Consider the following 19,520-nt stretch of genomic DNA (forward strand, 5'->3'; position numbering starts at 1 on the left):
ACCCCCCGTTAAGCGCGACCCCGGCAGTCGGCTCGATCCGAGCGCTCCGGACTCACGCCGGCAGCTGCGCCCCGATCACCCGCAGCAGCTCGAGCTTCTCGTGGCTCGGCGATCCGGGTGCCGCCGTGTACACGAGCAGCGCGTGCGAGTCGACCGGGTCGATCAGCGTCTGGCAGGCGAGATCGAGGCGTCCGAGCTCCGGGTGCTCGAACCGCTTGGTCTCGCCGGGCCGCACCCCCACCTCGTGCAGCGCCCAGACCCGGCGGAACTCGTCGCTGCGCTCGAGGAGCAGCTCGACGTAGCGGGCGGCGCGCGACCCGGGTCCCCGGCGGCTGAGCACCTCGCGCAGTCCCGACGCCCAGAGGCGCGACAGGTGCTCGTGACCCTCCTCGGCGTAGATCGCCCGGCTCGACGGATCGGTGAACCAGCGGTAGCCGATACTGCGGTCGGGTCCGGTGAAGCGGGTGAGGTCGCCGGTGAGCGCGACGCCGAGCGGAGTCTGCCGCAGCGTCTCGCCCAGCTCCGTCACGATCTCGGCGGGCGTGTCCTGCAGACGGTCGAGGATCCGGAGCAGTCCCGGACCGACGTGCCCGTCCGCCGCTCCGCGCTCCGGCGGCCGGTGACCGGCGAGGTGGAAGAGGTGGTCGCGCTCGGCGAGCGTGAGGTGCAGCCCCTGGGCGATCGCGGCGAGCATCTGCTCCGACGGCTGGGGGCTCCGGCCCCGCTCGATGCGGGCGTAGTAGTCGGCCGACATGCTGCAGCGCGCGGCGACCTCCTCGCGGCGGAGTCCGGCGGTGCGGCGGCGCGCCGTCCGCGGCAGCCCCACGTCCTCGGGCTGCAGCGACTCCCGTCGTGCGCGGAGGAACTCGGCGAGACCCTCCCGGTCCATCGTGCGCATCGCTCCTCCAGCCGTCGGCTCTCTTTCTAGCGCGGCGGGTGCCGCCCAGCCACTGCTCGCCGATCAGCGGCTGGGCGGGCCGTTCCTCCGGGTGCCGGTTCCGCGCAGGCTGGCGGCACCGCAGGACCGCACCGGTCCCGATCCCGAACAGGAGCCCGCCATGGCACGCCGACCGATCGATCTCACTCCCTCCGACCTTGCCAGGCTCGCCGGGCTGTCCGGCCGCCGCGCCCTCGTCACCGGAGGCAGCGACGGCCTGGGACTCGTCCTCGCCGGCCGTCTGGCCGCGGCGGGCGCTGAGGTGGTGCTGCCCGTTCGCGATCGGGCGAAGGGGGAGGCGGCCGCCGCGAGGATCCGCGAGCGGCACCCGGGTGCCGTCGTCTCGCTCCGCGACCTCGATCTCGCATCGCTCGACTCCGTCGCGGCGCTCTCCGCCGCGCTCGAGACCGAGGGCGCCCCGATCCACCTGCTCGTCGCGAACGCCGGGGTGATGACCCCGCCGGCCCGCCGCAGCACCGTCGACGGCTTCGAGCTGCAGCTCGGCACCAACCACCTCGGCCACTTCGCCCTGATCGGCCGCCTCCTGCCTCTGCTGCGCGCGGGCCGCGCCCGCGTCGTCTCGCAGGTGAGCATCGCTGCAGACCGGAACGCGGTGCACTGGGAGGACCCGAACTGGGAGCGCGGGTACCACGCGTTCCGCGCCTACAGCTCGTCGAAGATCGCCCTCGGACTGTTCGGCCTCGAGCTCGAGCGCAGGAGCGCCGCACGCGGCTGGGGGATCACGAGCAACCTCTCCCACCCCGGAGTGGCTCCCACCAGCCTGCTCGCCGCCCGGCCCGAGACGGGGCGCGACCGCGACGGCCTCGACGTGCGGCTCATCCGTGCGCTGTCGCGGCGCGGCCTGCTGGTGGGCACGGTCGAGACCGCGCCGCTGCCCGCGCTCCTCGCCGCGGTCCTCGAGGGCGAGGGCGGCCGTTTCGTCGGGCCGGGCGGTCCGGGGCGGCTGGGCGGGGCGCCGACCGAGCAGCGCGCCTACTCGCGCGTTCGGAGCGTCGAGGACGTGGACCGTGTCTGGCAGCTCTCGGAGGAGCTCACCGGGGTGCGGTTCCCGTGACGTCCGAGTTCACCTCGTCGTCACCCGCGGCGGCGATCATCGAGCACATGTCGATGGCAGAGCCCTTCCTCCCGTCCTCCCGGCCCGCTCGCGACGCCGAGCAGGCCGAGCGCGATCTCGACGTCGAGGTCGCGCCCGAGACGCCCGAGCCCGAGGTCGATCTCCCGCCCGCCGGCCCCTTCCGGACGCCGGAGCCCGGAGATCGCCTGAGCGCCGATCAGCTGGCCGCCGAGATCGGCGACGGCGAGCCGGCCGACTGCGACTGAGTCAGGAGCGCGTGCTCAGCGCGAGGACGACGGCCGCGGCGGCCGCGAGCGCGCGCACGCTGTTCCACGCCGTCCAGGTGCGGGCGTAGGCGGACCAGGAGGCCGGGTCTTGCTCGAGCCGGCGGTTGAGCGGCACGTTCACGGCGACCGTGATCGCTGTGCTCGCGAGGGACGCCGCGGCGACCGCTCCGTCGGCCGGATCGGAGCGGACGAGGGCCGAGACGCCGAGGGCGGCGGCGGCGACGGCGGCGCCGCTGAAGAGCAGCAGGAACGGCCCGCGCTCCGCAGCCCGGTTGATCCCGATCATGACGGCCGCGGCGTGGCCCGGGTCCTGACGGCGCAGGGCGGGCACGACCATCGTGCTGAACGCCGTGTAGACGCCGGCGACGAGTCCTGAGCCGACGACCGCGACGGTGGCCAGGGCGCTCACGAGTGGGCGCTCTCGCGCAGGGGACCGACGGGGACGAGGTGCGGTGTCATGCCCCCATCCCACCGCGGCGACCGTGGACGCGGAATGGCCTGGACTCCGGGAGGCCTCGGTGATCGTCTACGGTGAGCCCGTGGATCCGCTCGATCACTTCCTCGCCGGTCCGCGCGCGTCGCGGGCGTTCGCGCTCCTCATGCGGATGGGGGCACCGTGGGGCGTCGCGGTGCGCGACGGTGCCGCCCTGACCCTGGTGGCCGTGACGGAGGGGTCCGCTCGGATCGACGGCCGACTGCTCCGGGCGGGGGACGTCGCGCTGGTGACCGGTGCCGATCCCTACATCGTGACCGACGCGGCCGGCAGCGAGGCGTCGGTCGTGATCGAGCCCGGCCAGGTCTGCCGCAGCCTCGACGGCCGCGACCTGACCGACGAGCTGCGCCACGGAGTCCGTCGCTGGGGCAACGCCGTCGACGGCGAGACCACTCTGCTCGTCGGCGCCTACGACCGTGCGGACGACGTCGGCGGCCTCGTCCTGCGGGTGCTGCCGCGCCTCGCGGTCGTCCCCTCCGGCGACGAGGGCGTCGTGCCCCTCCTGGTGCGCGAGCTCGACCGATCGGGGGCGGCGGGTCAGATCGTCGTGGACCGGCTGCTCGACGTGCTCCTCGTCGCGACGATCCGGCGCTGGGCCGCCGAGTCCGACGCCGACGCCTGGCTCGCCTGCAGCGACCCGGTCGTCGTGGCCGCCCTCGAGCTGCTCCACGCCGAGCCGGCGGCGCCGTGGACGGTCGCCGACCTCGCGCGCCGGGTCTGCGTCTCCCGCGCCTCGCTTGCCGCCCGGTTCCGCGAGGGCACGGGCGCCCCTCCGATGACCTACCTCACCCGCTGGCGCCTCACGCTCGCGGGCGACCTCCTGCTCGATCCCGGAGTGACGATCGCCGCCGTCGCGCGCTCCGTCGGCTACGAGGACCCCTTCGCCTTCAGCTCGGCGTTCAAGCGGCACGTCGGTGCCACGCCGACCGAGTTCCGGAGGCGCCCCCGGTCCGGGTGAGCCCTCAGCCCTCCTCGAGCACGCTCCGCAGGGCCGCGTTCGCCTCGCGCCACTCCTGGGGATCCGCGTCCTCCCACAGCTCCGTGAGCTCGCTGCCGGGGGAGTCGGCGGCGCTCAGCGCGGCCAGGGCGAGCGCCACGAGCTCGTCGTCGGGCCGCCCGGCGCGCTCGACGAAGTGCCGGATCGTGTCGGCGTGCGCGCCGCCCTCGCGGCCGAGCCCGCGGGCCACGACCTCGGCGGCCGCGATCGCGCAGTCCGCGGTGTCGGCGTCCACCTGCGCCGAGGCGACGGCGGCATCGAGCGCCTCGCGCACGTACAGCCAGTCGTCGGCCTCGTCGAGCTCGTAGACCCAGTCGCCCGCCGTGTCGTTGCCGAACGGCTCCCCACTCCACGCACCCATGGCCCGACGCTACGGCAGTCGGCGGGAGGCCGCACGGACGAGGTCCTGCAGGAGCGCCGCGGCGGCCTCGCCGTTCCTCGGCGTGACGGCGGGGTGGTTCGGAGCCGTGTGGCCCGGTCCGATCCGGACCGCCTTCTCGGGGTCGTCCCACGAGAGCGCACCCACCTCGGCCAGCGGCACTCGGCGCACCGGCTCGAAGAGGTCGCGGGTGTAGAGGGCGGCGTCGGTGATCGCGAGGCCGTACACGCCGGCGAAGGTGGCGCTCGAGAGCGACACGAGGATCGCCTCCTCGGCGGGGAGCGACCACTTGGCCGCCAGCTTCGCCAGGCCCTTCGCGTCCTTCGGGCGGCTCGGCAGGAGGAGGTCGCCGCTCATGCCGCTGGCGAGGACGACGTCCTCGACGCTCTCGTCCTCCTGCGGCTCGGCGTCCGGGCTCGCGCGGACCGCGGTCACGACGGCCGCGAGGTACTCCGCAGCGTCTTCGGCGCTCGTGGACGGGAGGATCCGCGCGATCTGCGCGAGGCCGATGGCGACGCCCGCGACGAGGAGGCGCTCGCCGTCGACGCGGATCGACGCCGGATCCAGGGTCGCGGTGGGCAGGCGCACCGCGTCGCCGCGCGGATCGTCGACCACGACGGCGCGGTCGGTCACGAGCACGCCGTTCGAGTGCCGGCGCCCGAGCAGATCGATCGAGTGGAACCCCCAGTACACGAGCGGCAGCTCGCGACCGCGGAGCGGGTCGCCCTGCCGCATCTGCCGCACCGCGCGCCAGAACACGGCCTCGGCGTCGTCGAACACCGGATGCTCCGTCTCGCCGGCTCGGAAGACGAACGAGTGGTTCGACTCCGGCACCGGAACCGCGGCGACGAGCGCCGAGAGCCGGTCGAAGGCGGCGCGGCGCTCGGGAGGGAGGGCGGCCAGCAGCTCGGCGAGGTCGCGGGGGTCGCTCACGGGATGCCGATCCGCTCCGCGAGCGCGACGATGATCCCCTCCGGACCGCGGACGTAGGCCATCCGCCAGATCCCCTCGTGCTGACCGACGCCCCCGACGAGTCCGTACCCGTCGGCGTCGAGCGTCTCGAGCACAGCCGCGAGGTCGTCGACCACGAACGCGAGACTCCGCAGCCCCGGCTCGTTCGCCTGCACGGCCGGGGGAACGGGCAGCGGCTCCGGCCGGACGAAGCGCGACAGCTCGACGGCGGTCCCACCGCCGGGCGGGCGGAGCATGACGATCTCGGTCCGCGCGTCGGACATCCCGATCACCGTGTCGAGGAACTCGCCCTCCACCGGCGTCCTGCCCTCGATCTCGAGGCCCAGCCCGACGAAGAACGCCGTCGCCGTCTCGAGATCCTCCACCGTCACTCCGATGTGATCGAACCCTGTGATCCCCGCCACCGCCGCCTCCTCGCGTCCGCACCAGTCAGGCATCGGCGGCGCTCCGTGTCAACGAGCCGTTCGGTGCTGCAGCGCCGCCGCGCAGCTCGCCAGCAGCCGGGTCAGCCGCTCGCGGTCGCCGTCCGCCAGGTCCGCCACCATCCGGTCCTCGACCGCGCGGACCGCGGCGCTCGCCGTCGCGAGCTGCCGGCGTCCGGCCTCTGTCAACTCGGTCGGCAGGACCCGGCCCGAGACCGGGCGCTCGGCCCGGCTGACCAGCCCCTGCTGCTCGAGCGACTGCAGCAGCACGTTCATCGACTGCCTCGTGACGAACGTCCCGCGCGCCAGCTCCGAGTTCGACAGGCCGGGGCGCTGCGCGAGCAGCTCGAGGCACGAGTAGTGCGTGATCGTCATGTCGAGCGGATGCAGCACCTCCTCCATGGCCGAGCGCAGCGCCGTCGACGCGACCTTCAGCAGATAGCCCGGCGAGGCGGCCAGATCGATCCCGTCACCATGCATGTCAGAAGTCTGACATAGTCGGAGGTGTGTCAGATGACTGACACTCGATGAAAGGGAACTCCCATGACGGTCTCCGGCCCCGGCTTCGTCTCGCTCCAAGTGCGCGACCTCGAACGCTCCGCCGCGTTCTACGAGCGGCACCTCGGCTTCGTCCGCCAGGCGGGCCCGCCCCACGCGGTGGTCTTCGGCACGGCGCCGGCCGCTTTCGCGGTCCGCTCGGCGGCGCCCGGCGTCGATCTCGATGCCGCACCGCTGGGCCGCGGCATCGGCCTCTGGCTGCACGCCTCGGAGGCGGAGTCGGTGCACGCGGCCCTCGTTGCCGCCGGCGTGCCGATCGCCGTGGATCCCGTGCTGGGTCCGTTCGGGTTCACGTTCACCTTCGAGGACCCGGACGGCTACCTCATCACCCTCCACGACCGCGCCTGAGAGCACTTGCCGGCGTCGATCGACGCCCGTTACCGTCGTCGCACGCCGCCGACGACGAGGACTGCGAGGCACCCGTGGGACAGCTGATCTACTCGATGATCACCTCGCTCGACGGCTACGCCATCGACGCGGAGGGCGGCTCGGACTTCCTCGAGGTGGGCCGGGAGGCGCACGACTTCTTCGCCGAGCAGCTGCGCTCGGTCGGCACCTTCCTCTACGGCCGTCGCATGTACGAGACGATGCTGTTCTGGGAGACCGCGCATCGGAACCCCGAGCACCCGCCGTACATCGTCGATTTCGCGCGCGCGTGGCAGGCGGCCGACAAGATCGTCTACTCGACGACGCTGCAGGAGGTGTCGAGCGAGCGGACGCGGATCGAGCGCTCCTTCGATCCCGACGAGGTCCGTGCACTCAAGGCCGCGTCGGCGGCCGACCTGACCGTCGACGGACCGGAGCTCGCCTCGCACGCGATCCGCGCGGGCCTCGTCGACGAGTTCCAGCCCGTCCTCGGGCCCCTCGCGGTCGGCGGAGGCACCCCCTTCTTCCCGGCGGGGGTGCGGCTGGATCTGCGGCTGCTCGATCAGCACCGCTTCGCCTCCGGCGGCCTATGGCTGCGCTACGCGGCGGTGCCGTCCGCGGGCTGAGTGCCGCTGGTCCCCGGACGCCCGGTGCCGCGGGTGCTCAGATCGGACCTCCGGCTCGCAGGATCCGGTTCGGCTCGTGAGGACCGCCGGTGTCGGCGAGCCGGACGAGGTTCCACGAGCCGGAGGTCCTACGCCGGGACGGTCGAAGCGGCGCCCGCCTACCCCGGGTCGCGGCGGCTCCGCGCCACGAGCCAGAACAGGTACGCCCCGCCGATCGCCCCCGTCACCAGTCCGACCGGCAGCTGCAGCGGGGCGAGCACCCGCTGCGCCAGCACGTCGGACGCGAGCAGGAGCGCCGCCCCGATCGCCGCCGAGGCGGTCAGCGGGATCCCGGCCGATCCGGTCGTGCGCCGCGCGAGCTGCGGCGCGGCGAGGGCCACGAAGCCGATCGGCCCGCTCACCGCGGTCGCCGTGCCGGTCAGTCCCGCGGCGAGCAGGAGCAGCACGAGGCGGGTCCGCCGCACCGGCACTCCCAGACCCGTCGCCAGCTCGTCGCCGAGCTCGAGCAGCCGGAGCCGCTCGCGCTGCGTCGCCAGGAGTGCGGCGAGCACCCCGCCCGCTGCGGCGAGCAGCGCGGTGTCGCCCCAGTCGGTCGCCGACAGCGATCCGAAGAGCCAGATCGTCGCCGAGCGCGCCACCTCGGTCGGGGCGCGGGTGAGGAGGAACTCGTTCGCCGCCGAGAGAAGGGCGGCCAGCGCGATGCCGGCCAGGATCGTCCGCTCGCTCGCGAGCCCCGCCCCCCGCGTGAGGAAGAGGACCACCAGCACCGCGCCCACCCCTCCCGCCCAGGCGCCGAGCGCCGGATCGGCGGGATGGTCGAGCAGCACGAGGCAGACCAGCGCCCCCGACGCCGACCCCGCGCTGAAGCCCACGATGTCGGGGCTGCCGAGCGGGTTCCGCGACAGCGTCTGGAAGACGGCGCCGGCGACTCCGAGCGCGGCGCCGACGAGCAGCCCGGCGAGGACGCGGGGGAGGCGCATGTCGACGACGATCACGCCGGTACGCGTCGAGGCGGTGCCGAGGACCGCGTCGCGGACGTCGGTGAGCGAGGTCTCGTAGGAGCCGCCGACGATGCCGGCGAGGGCGGCGGCGAGCACGACGACCGCCGTCACGGCGAGCACGCGGGTGCGGCGCACCGCCCGCCGTCGGGCGAGCGTCACGGTGAGCCCCTCCGCGTGGCCAGGTGGAACAGGAGTGGTGCACCCAGCAGGGCGGTCACGATGCCGACCTCCACCTCGCCCGGAGTCGCGATCAGCCGGCCGAGCACGTCGCTCGCGACGACCAGCAGCGCGCCCCCGAGCGCCGCGAGGGGCAGCCCCGCGCGCAGGTCCGGCCCCGCGAGGCGCAGCACCAGGTGCGCCACGAGCAGGCCCACGAAGGCGAGCGGACCCGCGGCGGCGGTCGCGGCTCCGCAGAGCAGGGTGATCGCGGCACCCGCGCCGAGGATCACCGCGCCGGGCCGGACTCCGAGTGCTCGTGCCACGTCGTGCCCGAGCGCGAGCTGGTTCAGCCCCGGCGCCACGAGAGCGGCCGCCGCGAGGCCGATCGCGACGAACGGGGCGAGCTGCACCGCCGTCCCGAGCTCCCGCCGCTCGAGCGAGCCCACGACCCAGAACCGGTAGGACTCGAAGGTCTCGGAGTCCAGGAGGGTGACGATGCCGATCAGCGCGCTCAGGCAGGCGCCGAGCGCGACTCCGGCGAGCACCGTCCCGATCGGGTCGCGCCCGTCGCCGCCTCCGACGAGGTGGACGAGCACGGCGGCCGCTGCGGCTCCGCCGAAGGCGAACCAGACGTAGTCGCCCGCCGTCGAGACGCCGAGGAACCCGATCGCCACCACCACCGCGGCCGACGCGCCCGCGTTCACCCCGAGCAGCCCCGGATCGGCCAGCCGGTTCCGGGTCACCGCCTGCATCAGGAGCCCGGCGACGCCGAGCGCCGCGCCGACGAGGAGCCCGGTCGCCGTCCTCGGGATCCGCAGCTCACGCACGATGAGCGCCTCGGCGCTCGCCCCGCCGTGCAGCAGGGCGTCCAGGGCCGCCGGCACCGGCACGGGTCGGGAGCCGACCGCGAGACCCGCCGCGCACGAGGCGGCCAGCAGCACGGCGAGCAGCACGCCCGCGCCGAGCAGGCGGCCGGCACCGCGGCGGGGCGCGGCGGCGGCCCCGGCCGGAGGCGCGGAGCGGGGCGCGAGGGAACGATCGGTCATTGAGGCAAGGCTATCCTTACCTCCGTGATCCTCTCGACCAGTCCCGCTCCCGTCCGCTCCGTCCGTCGTCCGCTCGCCGTTCCGGCGCTCGCCGCGGCCGTCCTCCTCGCGCTGACCGCCTGCTCCGGTGCCGCCTCGTCCGCCGACCGGCCGGACGCGGAGTCCGCCTCCACGGGGGAGTGGACCGTGTCCCGCACTCTGGCGGAGGGGATGGGTTCCCCCGAGGCGGACGGCGTGTTCCCCCGCAACGTGGCGCACTACGCCGGGTCGACCGAGCTCGCCGCCGCGCCCGAGCGCGTCGCCGTCGTCTCGACCGGGCAGCTCGACGCGCTCCTCTCGCTCGACGTCGTCCCCGCCGCCGCCACCCGCGCCGAGTACAGCGGGCTCATTCCCGAGTACCTGGCCGGCAGCGTCGATCCGGACGCCGTCATCGCCGACATCGGCGAGCGCACCGAGCCCGACGTGGAGGCGATCGCGCAGGCCGATCCCGACCTCATCCTGATCAACTCCGTGCGCGGCGCCGACCTCTACGACCAGCTCAGCGCCATCGCGCCGACCGTGGTCACCCTCGGCAACGGCGTGAACTGGAAGAGCGACTTCCTCCTCCTCGCCGACGCCCTCGGCCGGGAGGGCGACGCCCAGGAGGTGCTCGACGGACTGCACGCCGACGCGGCCGCGTTCGCGGCGACCCTGCCCGCCGAGGCGCCGACCGTCTCGTTCGTCCAGTCGACCGGCGACCGCACCCGCATCATGGGCGTCCCCTCCTTCGTCGGCGGACTCGCCGAGGACGCGGGTCTTGCGCGCCCCGAGTCGCAGCGGTTCGACGACACCTCGCAGGAGATCAGCGCGGAGCAGCTCGAGCTCGCCGACGCCGACCACGTCTTCTACGCCGGCCTCGGCGACGGCCTCGCCCTCCTCGAGGACGCGGCGCTCTGGCCCACCCTGACCGCGGTCGAGAAGGGCACGGCCCTCGAGGTCGAGCTCGACCCCTTCTTCATGAACGCCGGGCCGATCGCGGCGCGCCTGGTCCTGGACACCGTCACGTCGACGATCGGCTGACGCGGCCTCCCTCCCCGTGGCGGGCCCCGGTAGACTGGAGCGCTTCGCAGTCGAGAGTGGAGCGGTCGCGGAGGAACGATGGGCAAGAAGCGCAATCAGGGACGATCCGGCAGCGGGCGCTCCGGCGGCGGTCAGGGCGGGTCCGGAGGCGGGCGCACCGCCGAGACCGCGATGATGGTCCGGTTCCGCAGCTGGTACCGCGCGCACCTCGTCGAGGTCGGCGCCCTGCACGAGCACCTCGATGTCGACGAGGCCGTGGAGGTCCTCACCGACCTCTTCGCCATGACCCGCGACCTCCGCCCCCGCGGCTCGTTCGCGCAGCCCGACGCCGAACTGCTCGAGGCGATCTTCGACCAGATCGAGTCCGACCTCTCGGGTGAGGAGAGCGAGGCCGATCTCGACGACACGCTCTTCACCGTCGCCGAGGTCATCGAGCACTTCCTCGACTTCCTGACCGACGAGGACCTCTGGACCGGCACCGACGAGGAGCTCGACGACTGCCAGGCCGTCCTCGACGAGGTCCTCGACCTCGCCGGCTCGTTCGTCGAGGCCGTCCTCGACGACCTCACCGCCGTCGAGGACGTCCCGGCCGACCGGCAGCTCGTCGCCGCGCGGGCCACCGCGCTCGTGCACGCCGCCGACGTCGTCGTCGAGCACCTCGCGGGCGCCGACGACGCGTCGCTGTCCGAGCGCGCCGCTCGCGAGCTCGCCGTCGAGGCGGGCATCGCCTCCGCCGGCTCGACCCCGAGCGACGACGCCGTCCGCATCCCGGTCTCGGCCTGGTGGGACGCGCTCGTGGCCTCCGCCGTGCTCGACTCGGAGGGGTCCGTCGCCGTGCTCGGCGACGCCGCGCCGCTCTGGCGCAGCTCCGACGCCGCCGAGGCCGCCGCCGAGCGCGTGGCCTACATCGCCCGGTTCCTCGAGCAGTGGATCGTCAGCGCCCAGGCCGCGCTCGCCTCCTCCGACACCCAGAGCGGAGCCTTCGCACCGCGCGACCGCGCCGTCACGACGACCGATGCGGTCCTGCTGCGCATCGCCGTCGCCTGCCAGTCGCAGATCCACCCGGGCCTCGTCGTCGGCGAGCTGGTCGACGAGCTCGCGGCCGACGCCGACGTGGCGCTCGAGGAGTCGCTCGACGAGCGCGAGCGCATGGTGGGCGCGGCCGAGCGGATGCTCGACGACGCCGCCGAGCTCGGCCTCCTCCTGCACTCCCCGGAGTTCGGCTACGTGGTGCCGGAGGGCCTGCAGCCCGTGCTCGCCTCGGTGGTGCGCGCGAGCATCGTGCTGCTCGGCGAGCGCGACGCGTCGCGACTCGAGATCCTCGACGAGGCCACGCAGGACACCGCCTCCGCGTACGCCCTGCGGGTCTCGCTGCTCGGCACGAAGCCCGTGGTCTGGCGCCGGCTCGAGCTCTCCTCCGAGTCGTCGCTGCGCGACCTGCACCTGGCCCTCCAGCTCTCGCTGGGCTGGACCGACGCGCAGCCGCACTACTTCAGCGTCGGCGTGCCCGACGAGGAGGCCGCCCGCATCGGCTCGCCCGCCGACGCCGAGGAGCTCGGCGCCGACCTCGTCGACGAGGCCTCCGTCGCCCTGGCCGAGGTGCTCGAGAACGTCCAGGACGAGCTCTTCTACGTCTACGACCTCGAGGACGAGTGGCGCCACGTCATCCGGCTCGAGGCGGTCTCGCCGCTCGGCGCGGCCCTTCCGCGGTGCACGGGAGCGCGGGGCGCGGCTCCGATCGACGCCCCAGGCGGCCCGGCGGCCTGGGCCGACACGGTCCGCGCGGCCACCGACGCGTCCTCGGCCGACCACGCCGAGGCGCTCGAGTCGCTCGGCCTCGCCGAAGGAGCCTCGTTCGATCCGGCCGCGGTCGACGTCGACGGCATCAACCGCTCGCTCGGACTGCTCCGCTCGGGGGTCTGAGGGCACGACCCCGACCGAGAGGGCTCCTCGACCGCGATCGTCGTCGAGGAGCCCTCTCAGCCGAGGTCCGGCACGGTCACGGCGTCAGCAGCAGCTTGCCGATGTGGCCGGAGGCCCGCATCCGCTCGTGCGCCGTCCCGGCCTCGGCCAGCGGCAGCACCTCGTCGATCACCGGGCGCACCGTGCCGTCGGCGACCAGCGGCCAGACCTTCTCGCGCACCTGGGCGATGATCGCGCGCCGCTCCTCGAGCGGCCGCGCCCGGAGGGTCGTGGCGTGCACCGCGCCGCGACGGCCCATCAGGGCGCCGATGTCGAGCGCTCCCACCGCTCCGGACTGGTTGCCGATGAAGACGATCCGGCCGCCGGTCGCCAGCGCCTCGACGTCGCGCGCCAGGTAGTCCCCGCCGATCGGATCCAGGATCACGTCGACCCCTCGGCCGCCGGTCTCCTCGCGGATCCGCTCGACGAAGTCCTCCTCGCGGTAGTCGATCAGGATGTCGGCGCCGAGCGCGCGGCACGCGTCGAGCTTGCGCGGACTGCCGGCGGTCACCGCGACCCGCGCGCCGATCGCGAGGGCGATCTGGATCGCGGACGTGCCGATCCCGCTGCCGCCGCCGTGCACGAGCACCGTCTCGCCCGCTCTGAGCCCCGCCGTCATCACCAGATTCGACCAGACCGTGGCGGTCGCCTCGGGCAGCGCCGCGGCCGAGATCAGCCCGATCGACGCGGGAACGGGGAGCAGCAGCCCCGCGTCGACCGCGACGTACTCGGCGTACCCGCCGCCGGACAGCAGCGCGCAGACCTCGTCGCCCACGGCGACGCCGGTGACGCCCGGGCCGAGCGCGACGACCGAGCCCGACACCTCCATCCCGAGGATCCCGGAGGCGCCGGGCGGCGGCGGGTAGACGCCGGCCCGCTGCCCGAGGTCGGCCCGGTTCACGCCCGCCGCGGCGACGTGCAGCAGCACCTCGCCCTCGAGGGGGACGGGATCCGGCACCTCCTCGAGGACGAGGCGGGAGTCGGGTCCGGGTGCGTCGACGCGGATGGCATGCATGCCGAGATGCTACGCCGCGCGATCGGGGCCGGGGTCAGGCGTGCTCGGCGAGGAACGCGAGCACCGCGTCCTTGAAGGCGCGCGCGGGCACCGTGCTGGTGTGGTCGCGCCCCGGGACGCTGACGAAGCGGGCGCCCGCCTCGGCCGCGAGCCGCTCTCCTCCGGGAGCGATCGGGTCGGCGTCGCCGGTGACCAGCAGCATCGGCAGCGCCGGATGCTCGCCCGCCTCGGGGTGGGCACCGCCGCGCACGCCGTCGGCCACGGCCACGAGCGCCGCGAGGTCGTTGCCGGCGACCCCCTCGGCCATGCCGAGGAAGGCGCGGGTGAAGGAGTCGCCGATCTCCCCTCCGCTCGCCACGCGCGCCCGGGCCGCCTCGGCGTCGAACCGGGCGAGCGGCTCGCCGACGGTGAGCCCGCCGAGGCTGAGCGTGGCGACGAGCTCCGGGTGCCGGAGCCCGAGCACCCAGCTCATCCGCGCCCCGAGCGAGTAGCCCAGGACGTGCGGAGCGAGGAGGTCGTAGGACTCGATCACCCGCACGAGGTCCTGCACCATCACGTCGACGCCGTAGGCGTCCGGGCGGTGCGGCTTCTCGCTCGCTCCGTGCCCGCGCTGATCCAGCGCGACGACCCGGTACCCGGCGCGGACGAGGGTGCGCAGCCAGCCCGCCGTCTCCCAGTTGAGCACCGCGTTCGAGGCGAACCCGTGCACGGCGAGGACGGTGGGCGCGCTCTCGTCGCCGACGGAGTAGGTGGCGAGGCGGGTCCCGTCGTCGGCGACGACGAGGACGGGGGAGGGGAAGGCGATCGGGGTCACCGCTCCACCCTGCCGCATCCGGAGCGCGCTGCGACGCCGTCGGTCAGCGCGGTGACCGGGAGGAGCGCACGAACGGCACCGCGATCGGCAGCCGGACGGTGCGCCCTCGTCCCGAGCGGATCCCGAGCACCGTGCAGAGCACGAGGTTCAGCACGGCGAGGGCGAGGATCGCCGAGATCGTGACCACGGGCCAGTCGGCCGCGAGGGTGTCGCGCACCGAGACGAGCGCGAGGTGCAGCGGCACCAGCATCAGCTGCAGAGCGAGGTAGGTCAGCTGCCAGTTGACGGCGACGACGCCGTTGCGGTCGCTGAGGGCGCCGGTGCGGCGCCGGGCTCCCCACGTCATCACGGTCGCGGTGAGGGAGATCAGCGGCGAGAGCAGCACGAAGCCCGCGATCGCGGAGAGTCCCGCGAACCAGATCGCCCGGGCTCCTCGGCTGTCGCGGGTCCGGTGCCGGATCTCGTCGTCGTCCATCCGCCACCGCCTCCTCGCGTGCACCGGTGGAGCACCGGTCGTCCCAGTCTCGCACCCGCCCCCGCCTGTGCGCGGGGGGTTCCCCCCGTCCTCCGGGGGTTCACCGGATGGGGCCGCCGCCGGCGCGTCCGTAGCGTGGAGTCATCGCCGGAGACACCGGCCACCACCCCGATCCAGGAGCAGCACGCATGTCCAGCGACGAGCCCACCACCCGCAGCACCACCGCCTCCGAGCAGCCGACCGAGGACCTGGGGACGCGCGCCACGGCGGTGCTCCCCGACCTCCCGGCCGAGGAGCGCGAGTCGTCGCTCCCGGGCGCGGAGCCGTCGCGCGTCGAGGAGCCGGCGGCCGGGACGCCGCGTCCGGAGCGGCCGCGCCCCGAGAACCTGCGCGCCTCGTACCCCGCCCCGTACGGCTCCCCGAGCGTGCCGGCGTACGCCGCCGCTCCGGCGCCGTCGACCCCGTTCTCGCTGACCAGCCTGATCCTCGGCGTGACCTCCGTCTTCTTCGGTCTGACCGTCGTCGCGCCGGTCGCCGGACTCGTGTTCGGCATCCTGGGGCTGCGCCGCGAGCCGGCGGGCCGCACCCTCGCCATCTGGGGCATCGTCCTCAACTCGGTGATGCTCGGGTTCGTCGCCCTGATCGCGGTCTTCCTGATCTTCGCCGGACTGCTCGTGCCCTTCATCGCGTACGCGAGCGGCGACTACTCCTGATCCGGAGCGCGTCGACCCGTCGCGAGCGGTCCGTCGGCGGTGCACCCGCCGCTCAGACCGTTCGCGACGGATCGGCCGCCGTCCTCCGGTCGCGGTGCGCACGCGCAGCCGCCACGAGACCGCTGAACAGGCGGTCGTCCGCGGCGTCCTCCTCCGGATGCCACTGCACGCCCAGCACGAACGGCCGACCCGGCAGCTCGAGGGCCTCGATCGTCCCGTCGGCGGTGCGGGCCGAGACGACGAGCCCGTCGGCCACGCGGTCCACCGCCTGATGGTGGTGGACCTGCGCCACCACGGCGTCCTCGCCGAGGAGGGTCCGCAGGTGCGACTCCGGCGCGATCGCGACGTCGATGCGCGAGAACACCCCGCCCTCCGCCTGGTACCGGCGGTCGCCGACGACGTCGGGCAGGTGCTGGTGCAGGGTGCCGCCGAGACTCACGTTGAGCAGCTGCGCCCCGCGGCAGACGCCGAGCACGGGCACGTCCCGCTCGAGCGCGGCGGTGAGCAGCGCCTCCTCCCACGCGTCGCGGTCGGGCCGGGGCGCGTCGGTCTCGGGATGCGGCTCCTGGCCGTAGAGAGCGGGATCGAGGTCGAGTCCGCCCGTGAGCACCAGGGCGTCGAGCCGGTCGACGACGGCGCGGGCGACCTCCTCGGTGACGGGCTGCGGCGGCAGCAGGAGCCCGACTCCGCCGGCCCGCGTCGCCGCGTCGAGGTAGCCGGCGGGGAGATAGGGCGCCTCGAGGTCCCAGACGTCCGAGACGATGCGCTCGCGGTACGTGGTAAGGCCGATGATCGGCCGGGGTGCGCTCGCGTGCGGCACGGGTCCTCCTGTCGTCGCTCCGCGCCGGGCGTGCGGAGCGGATCCGGGACGATGCAACCACGGACCGGGGGCGGCGTCCGTGCGATCCGCAGGTGTTCCGCCCGGGAAGGCGCCTCCCGCCGCATCGGCCGGCTCCCGGCTGCCGGATCCCCTGCGGATCGCACCGTCCCCTGCGGATCGCACCGTCCCGTGCGGATCGCACCGCCCGGACCCGCCCCGGGCCCGGGCGGCACCTCCGGCGTAGGCTGGCGGCGCAGTCCGCGGACCCCCTGCACCCCCGGGGCCGCACCGACGACAGCAACGGAGCTGACGTGACCCTCGCACCGAGCACCCTCCCCGAGAGCGACCAGGAAGGATCCGCCGTGACCCGCACCGAGAGCGACTCCCTGGGCTCCCTCGAGATCCCCGGCGACGCCTACTGGGGCATCCACACCGCCCGGGCCCTCGAGAACTTCCCGATCTCGAAGCGGCCCATCTCGATCTACCCCGATCTCGTGCGCGCGCTCGCGACCGTGAAGCTCGCCGCCGCCCGGGCGAACACCGAGATCGGCAGCCTCCCGCAGCACAAGGCCGAGCTGATCGAGGCGGCCTGCCGCCGCATCCTCGACGGCGAGTTCCACGACCAGTTCGTGGTCGGCGTCATCCAGGGCGGAGCAGGCACCTCCACCAACATGAACGCGAACGAGGTCGTCGCCAACGTGGCGCTCGAGATCGCGGGCCGTCCCAAGGGCGACTACGCGACCCTGCACCCGCTCGACGACGTCAACCGGAGTCAGTCGACCAACGACGTCTACCCGACGGCGATCAAGATGGCGATGACCTGGTCGCTGCGGCGCCTCCTCGACGAGCTGGCGCTGCTGCGCGAGTCGTTCTCGCGGAAGGCGGTGGAGTTCGGCGGCGTCCTCAAGGTGGGCCGCACCCAGCTGCAGGACGCGGTGCCGATGACCCTCGGCCAGGAGTTCCACGGCTTCGCCACGACCCTCGGCGAGGACCACGCGCGGCTCTCCGAGACGATCTGGCTGCTCGCCGAGGTCAACCTCGGCGCCACCGCGATCGGCACGGGCATCACCGCCGACCCGCGCTACGGAGCCGCGGCCGTCCGGCACCTCAACGAGCTCACCGACCTCGACCTCGAGATGGCGCTGGACCTCGTCGAAGCGACCAGCGACACGGGCGTCTTCATGTCGTTCTCGAGCGCGCTGAAGCGCTCGGCGATCAAGCTGTCGAAGATCTGCAACGACCTGCGCCTGCTCTCCTCCGGCCCGCAGGCGGGCTTCGGCGAGATCAACCTCCCACCGCGCCAGGCGGGGTCGAGCATCATGCCCGGCAAAGTGAACCCGGTGATCCCGGAGGCGGTCAGCCAGGTCGCCTACTCCGTCGCCGGAGCCGACGTCACGGTCACGATGGCGGCCGAGGCGGGCCAGCTGCAGCTGAACGCCTTCGAGCCGGTGATCGCGCACTCCCTCCTGCAGAGCATCACCTGGATGACCCAGGCCTGCCTCACCCTGCGAGTGAACTGCATCGACGGCATCACGGCCAACACGGCGCGGCTCGAGGCGATGGTCGCCTCCTCCGTCGGCGTCGTCACGGCGCTCACCCCGAGCATCGGCTACACCGCGTCGGCCGCGATCGCGAAGGCGGCGCTCTCGACGGGCCGCAACGTCGCCGATCTCGTCGTCGAGGCGGGACTGATGTCGCGGGAGGAGGTGCTGCGGCTGATCTCGCCCGCGCGCCTCTCGGGCATCGAGGCGATGACGGCGTCTCTGCCGATCATCCCGCCCGCTTCGGACCGGTAGCCGCTCGCCACAGGTGCATCCCGGCGTAGCTGCGCCAGGGCGCCCAGCGGCGGCCGGCCTCGGCCAGGGCGCGCGGATCGGCGGGGAGACCCGCGGCGGCGGCTCCGTTCCGCAGCGCCAGGTCGCCCGTGAGCAGCACGTCCGGATCGCCGGTGACGCGCATCGCCACGTAGCCGGCGGTCCACGGCCCGATGCCCGGCACCGCGAGCAGGTGCTCCGACAGCTCCTCCCGGCTCCAGCCCGCGTCCAGGCGCAGCCCGCCGTCGGCGAGGAGGGCGCAGACGCGGAGCACCGTGTCGATGCGGCGCGCGGGGCCGCGCAGCACCTCCGCCCCGCGCTCGGCGATGACGGCGGGGGAGGGGAAGCACCGGGTGATCGAACCGGTGGCGATCGTGCCGGGCAGGTCGCCGCCGAGGTGCGCGACCAGGCGGGTCAGCGCGGTGCGGGCGGCGGCGACCGAGACCTGCTGCCCGAGCAGGGTGCGCACCAGCGTCTCGGCCGGATCGACGGAGCCAGGCAGCCGGATCCCGGGGGCGGCCGCGACGAGGGGCGCGAGCAGCGGATCCGCGGCGAGCGCCTCGTCGATCGCCGGGGCGTCGGCATCGAGGTCGAGCAGGCGGCGCACGCGCGAGACGAGGGGGCCGATGTCGGTGATGGAGGCGAGGGTCGCCGTGCAGCGCACCGCCGCGCCGTCGTGCTCGAGCCGCATCACCGCGGGGCCGCCCGGCAGCGCGAGCGAGCGCGCGTAGACGCCGGGTGCTCCCTCCTCGATCCCGCCGATGGCGCGCACCGCGAGGAAGTCGAGCACACCCGCGTGGAACGGCGCCCGCAGGGGCAGCCGGAGCTCGAGCGTCGTCGCGCCGGCCTGCACCCCGACGCCGGTCCGGGCGCCGCGTGCGCTGGCGCGCAGGGCGCTGGGCGTGCGCTCGTACACCTCCGCGATCGTGGCGTTGAACTGCCGGATGCTCGCGAAGCCGGCCGCGAACGCGACCTCGGACACCGGCAGCTCCGTCCCCGTCAGCAGCAGCCGCGCCGTCTGCGCCCGCTGCGCGCGGGCGAGGGCGAGCGGCGGCGCTCCGAGCTCCTCGCGCAGGATCCGCCCGAGGTGCCGGGCCCCGTAGCCGAGCCGGGCCGCGAGCCCCTCGACGCCCTCGCGGTCGACGACCCCGTCGGCGATCAGGCGCATCGCGCGCGCCGCGGTGTCGTCGCGCAGGTTCCACTCGGGCGAGCCGGGGACCGCGTCGGGCAGGCAGCGCTTGCACGCCCGGAGCCCTGCCTCGTGCGCCGCGGCCGCAGTCGGGTAGAAGCGCACGTTGCGGGGTCGGGGAGTGGCGGCGGGGCAGCTCGGGCGGCAGTAGATGCCGGTGGAGTGCACACCGGTGATGAAGCGGCCGTCGAAGCGGGCGTCGCGGGAGGCGACGGCGCGGTAGCGCTCGTCGAACAGCGGATCGGCGGTGGGCACGACTCGAGCCTGTCACGCTCGAGCGCGGGGCGAGCGCGGGAATCGGACGTCGGCGTCCGCTGTCAAGCTCCGGGGGAGGGGAGCAC

22 protein-coding genes are annotated in these 19,520 nt (G+C 74.5%); 9 read left to right on the top strand and 13 right to left on the bottom strand.

Translation table 11 applies throughout. The annotated features are described in order from the left end of the window. Positions 1–52: 52 nt before the first annotated feature. Positions 53–898, bottom strand: coding sequence for a helix-turn-helix transcriptional regulator (locus IOC53_RS16855; protein WP_207407529.1), 846 nt, complete (start codon positions 896–898; stop codon positions 53–55). Between the two features lie 160 nt (positions 899–1,058). Between IOC53_RS16855 and IOC53_RS16860 the strand changes: the two genes are divergently transcribed. Further along, the gene (locus IOC53_RS16860; RefSeq protein WP_207407530.1) at positions 1,059–2,012 is read left to right on the top strand and encodes an SDR family oxidoreductase; all 954 of its coding nucleotides are present in this window, start codon (positions 1,059–1,061) and stop codon (positions 2,010–2,012) included. Next, complete coding sequence (locus tag IOC53_RS16865; RefSeq protein ID WP_207407531.1) at positions 2,009–2,278, top strand: hypothetical protein; 270 nt, start codon at positions 2,009–2,011, stop codon at positions 2,276–2,278. The genes IOC53_RS16860 and IOC53_RS16865 overlap by 4 nt, the downstream gene beginning before the upstream one ends. A 1-nt stretch (position 2,279) precedes the next feature. Here the strand turns inward: IOC53_RS16865 and IOC53_RS16870 are convergent, their stop codons facing one another. Then, the gene (locus IOC53_RS16870; protein ID WP_307786232.1) at positions 2,280–2,708 is read right to left on the bottom strand and encodes an anthrone oxygenase family protein; all 429 of its coding nucleotides are present in this window, start codon (positions 2,706–2,708) and stop codon (positions 2,280–2,282) included. Between the two features lie 130 nt (positions 2,709–2,838). On the opposite strand from IOC53_RS16870, the gene IOC53_RS19570 reads away from it, so the two are divergent. Next, entirely contained in the window at positions 2,839–3,750 is a 912-nt protein-coding gene (locus IOC53_RS19570) for an AraC family transcriptional regulator (RefSeq protein ID WP_207407532.1), read from the top strand. Positions 3,751–3,754: 4 nt separating this feature from the next. Here IOC53_RS19570 and IOC53_RS16880 read toward each other — a convergent pair whose 3' ends face one another. Genes IOC53_RS16880 through IOC53_RS16895 form a run of 4 tightly spaced genes read right to left on the bottom strand, consistent with a single transcriptional unit; the run spans position 3,755 to position 6,042 of the window. Next, positions 3,755–4,150 carry a DUF4259 domain-containing protein gene (locus tag IOC53_RS16880; RefSeq protein ID WP_207407534.1) on the bottom strand — a complete coding sequence of 132 codons (396 nt, stop codon included), beginning with the start codon at positions 4,148–4,150 and terminating at the stop codon, positions 3,755–3,757. Positions 4,151–4,159: 9 nt separating this feature from the next. Next, positions 4,160–5,101, bottom strand: a complete 942-nt coding sequence (locus IOC53_RS16885; RefSeq protein ID WP_207407536.1) for a hypothetical protein — start codon at positions 5,099–5,101, stop codon at positions 4,160–4,162. Then, complete coding sequence (locus tag IOC53_RS16890; protein WP_307786233.1) at positions 5,098–5,544, bottom strand: VOC family protein; 447 nt, start codon at positions 5,542–5,544, stop codon at positions 5,098–5,100. Before IOC53_RS16890 ends, IOC53_RS16885 begins: the two co-directional genes overlap by 4 nt. A gap of 48 nt (positions 5,545–5,592) precedes the next feature. Then, positions 5,593–6,042 carry a MarR family winged helix-turn-helix transcriptional regulator gene (locus tag IOC53_RS16895; protein WP_207407541.1) on the bottom strand — a complete coding sequence of 150 codons (450 nt, stop codon included), beginning with the start codon at positions 6,040–6,042 and terminating at the stop codon, positions 5,593–5,595. Positions 6,043–6,105: 63 nt separating this feature from the next. Here IOC53_RS16895 and IOC53_RS16900 point away from each other — a divergent pair, with 63 nt between their 5' ends. After that, positions 6,106–6,468: a VOC family protein gene (locus IOC53_RS16900; protein WP_207407543.1), complete on the top strand. Its 363-nt coding sequence runs from the start codon at positions 6,106–6,108 to the stop codon at positions 6,466–6,468. A 74-nt stretch (positions 6,469–6,542) separates the two neighbouring features. After that, the gene (locus tag IOC53_RS16905) at positions 6,543–7,112 is read left to right on the top strand and encodes a dihydrofolate reductase family protein (protein ID WP_207407545.1); all 570 of its coding nucleotides are present in this window, start codon (positions 6,543–6,545) and stop codon (positions 7,110–7,112) included. A 158-nt stretch (positions 7,113–7,270) separates the two neighbouring features. Here IOC53_RS16905 and IOC53_RS16910 read toward each other — a convergent pair whose 3' ends face one another. Then, the gene (locus tag IOC53_RS16910) at positions 7,271–8,272 is read right to left on the bottom strand and encodes an iron chelate uptake ABC transporter family permease subunit (RefSeq protein ID WP_207407547.1); all 1,002 of its coding nucleotides are present in this window, start codon (positions 8,270–8,272) and stop codon (positions 7,271–7,273) included. Further along, a complete protein-coding gene (locus IOC53_RS16915; protein ID WP_207407549.1) occupies positions 8,269–9,318 on the bottom strand; it encodes an iron ABC transporter permease in 1,050 nt (349 codons plus the stop codon). The genes IOC53_RS16910 and IOC53_RS16915 overlap by 4 nt, the downstream gene beginning before the upstream one ends. A gap of 24 nt (positions 9,319–9,342) precedes the next feature. Here IOC53_RS16915 and IOC53_RS16920 point away from each other — a divergent pair, with 24 nt between their 5' ends. Both IOC53_RS16920 and IOC53_RS16925 read left to right on the top strand, forming a co-directional pair. Then, positions 9,343–10,377 (top strand): iron-siderophore ABC transporter substrate-binding protein, encoded by a 1,035-nt coding sequence (locus IOC53_RS16920; RefSeq protein WP_207407551.1) that lies wholly within the window; start codon positions 9,343–9,345, stop codon positions 10,375–10,377. Positions 10,378–10,455: 78 nt separating this feature from the next. Next, positions 10,456–12,300 carry a plasmid pRiA4b ORF-3 family protein gene (locus tag IOC53_RS16925; protein WP_207407553.1) on the top strand — a complete coding sequence of 615 codons (1,845 nt, stop codon included), beginning with the start codon at positions 10,456–10,458 and terminating at the stop codon, positions 12,298–12,300. A 76-nt stretch (positions 12,301–12,376) separates the two neighbouring features. Here IOC53_RS16925 and IOC53_RS16930 read toward each other — a convergent pair whose 3' ends face one another. Genes IOC53_RS16930 through IOC53_RS16940 form a run of 3 tightly spaced genes read right to left on the bottom strand, consistent with a single transcriptional unit; the run spans position 12,377 to position 14,643 of the window. Further along, positions 12,377–13,354, bottom strand: a complete 978-nt coding sequence (locus IOC53_RS16930) for an NAD(P)H-quinone oxidoreductase (protein WP_207407555.1) — start codon at positions 13,352–13,354, stop codon at positions 12,377–12,379. Positions 13,355–13,388: 34 nt separating this feature from the next. Next, a complete protein-coding gene (locus IOC53_RS16935; RefSeq protein ID WP_207407557.1) occupies positions 13,389–14,168 on the bottom strand; it encodes an alpha/beta fold hydrolase in 780 nt (259 codons plus the stop codon). Positions 14,169–14,211: 43 nt separating this feature from the next. Then, a complete protein-coding gene (locus IOC53_RS16940) occupies positions 14,212–14,643 on the bottom strand; it encodes a DUF4870 domain-containing protein (protein WP_207407560.1) in 432 nt (143 codons plus the stop codon). A 188-nt stretch (positions 14,644–14,831) separates the two neighbouring features. Between IOC53_RS16940 and IOC53_RS19085 the strand changes: the two genes are divergently transcribed. Next, a complete protein-coding gene (locus tag IOC53_RS19085; RefSeq protein ID WP_242683468.1) occupies positions 14,832–15,356 on the top strand; it encodes a DUF4190 domain-containing protein in 525 nt (174 codons plus the stop codon). A 52-nt stretch (positions 15,357–15,408) separates the two neighbouring features. Here IOC53_RS19085 and IOC53_RS16950 read toward each other — a convergent pair whose 3' ends face one another. Continuing rightward, positions 15,409–16,176, bottom strand: a complete 768-nt coding sequence (locus IOC53_RS16950; protein WP_307786234.1) for a gamma-glutamyl-gamma-aminobutyrate hydrolase family protein — start codon at positions 16,174–16,176, stop codon at positions 15,409–15,411. Positions 16,177–16,487: 311 nt separating this feature from the next. Between IOC53_RS16950 and IOC53_RS16955 the strand changes: the two genes are divergently transcribed. Next, the gene (locus tag IOC53_RS16955) at positions 16,488–17,972 is read left to right on the top strand and encodes an aspartate ammonia-lyase (RefSeq protein ID WP_374070882.1); all 1,485 of its coding nucleotides are present in this window, start codon (positions 16,488–16,490) and stop codon (positions 17,970–17,972) included. On the opposite strand, the gene IOC53_RS16960 is transcribed toward IOC53_RS16955, so the two are convergent. Continuing rightward, positions 17,947–19,434 carry a DNA-3-methyladenine glycosylase 2 family protein gene (locus tag IOC53_RS16960; RefSeq protein WP_207407564.1) on the bottom strand — a complete coding sequence of 496 codons (1,488 nt, stop codon included), beginning with the start codon at positions 19,432–19,434 and terminating at the stop codon, positions 17,947–17,949. The genes IOC53_RS16955 and IOC53_RS16960 overlap by 26 nt on opposite strands. Positions 19,435–19,520: the final 86 nt, after the last annotated feature.

Source organism: Rathayibacter sp. SD072 (genome assembly GCF_017355185.1).
Lineage (GTDB): Bacteria > Actinomycetota > Actinomycetes > Actinomycetales > Microbacteriaceae > Rathayibacter.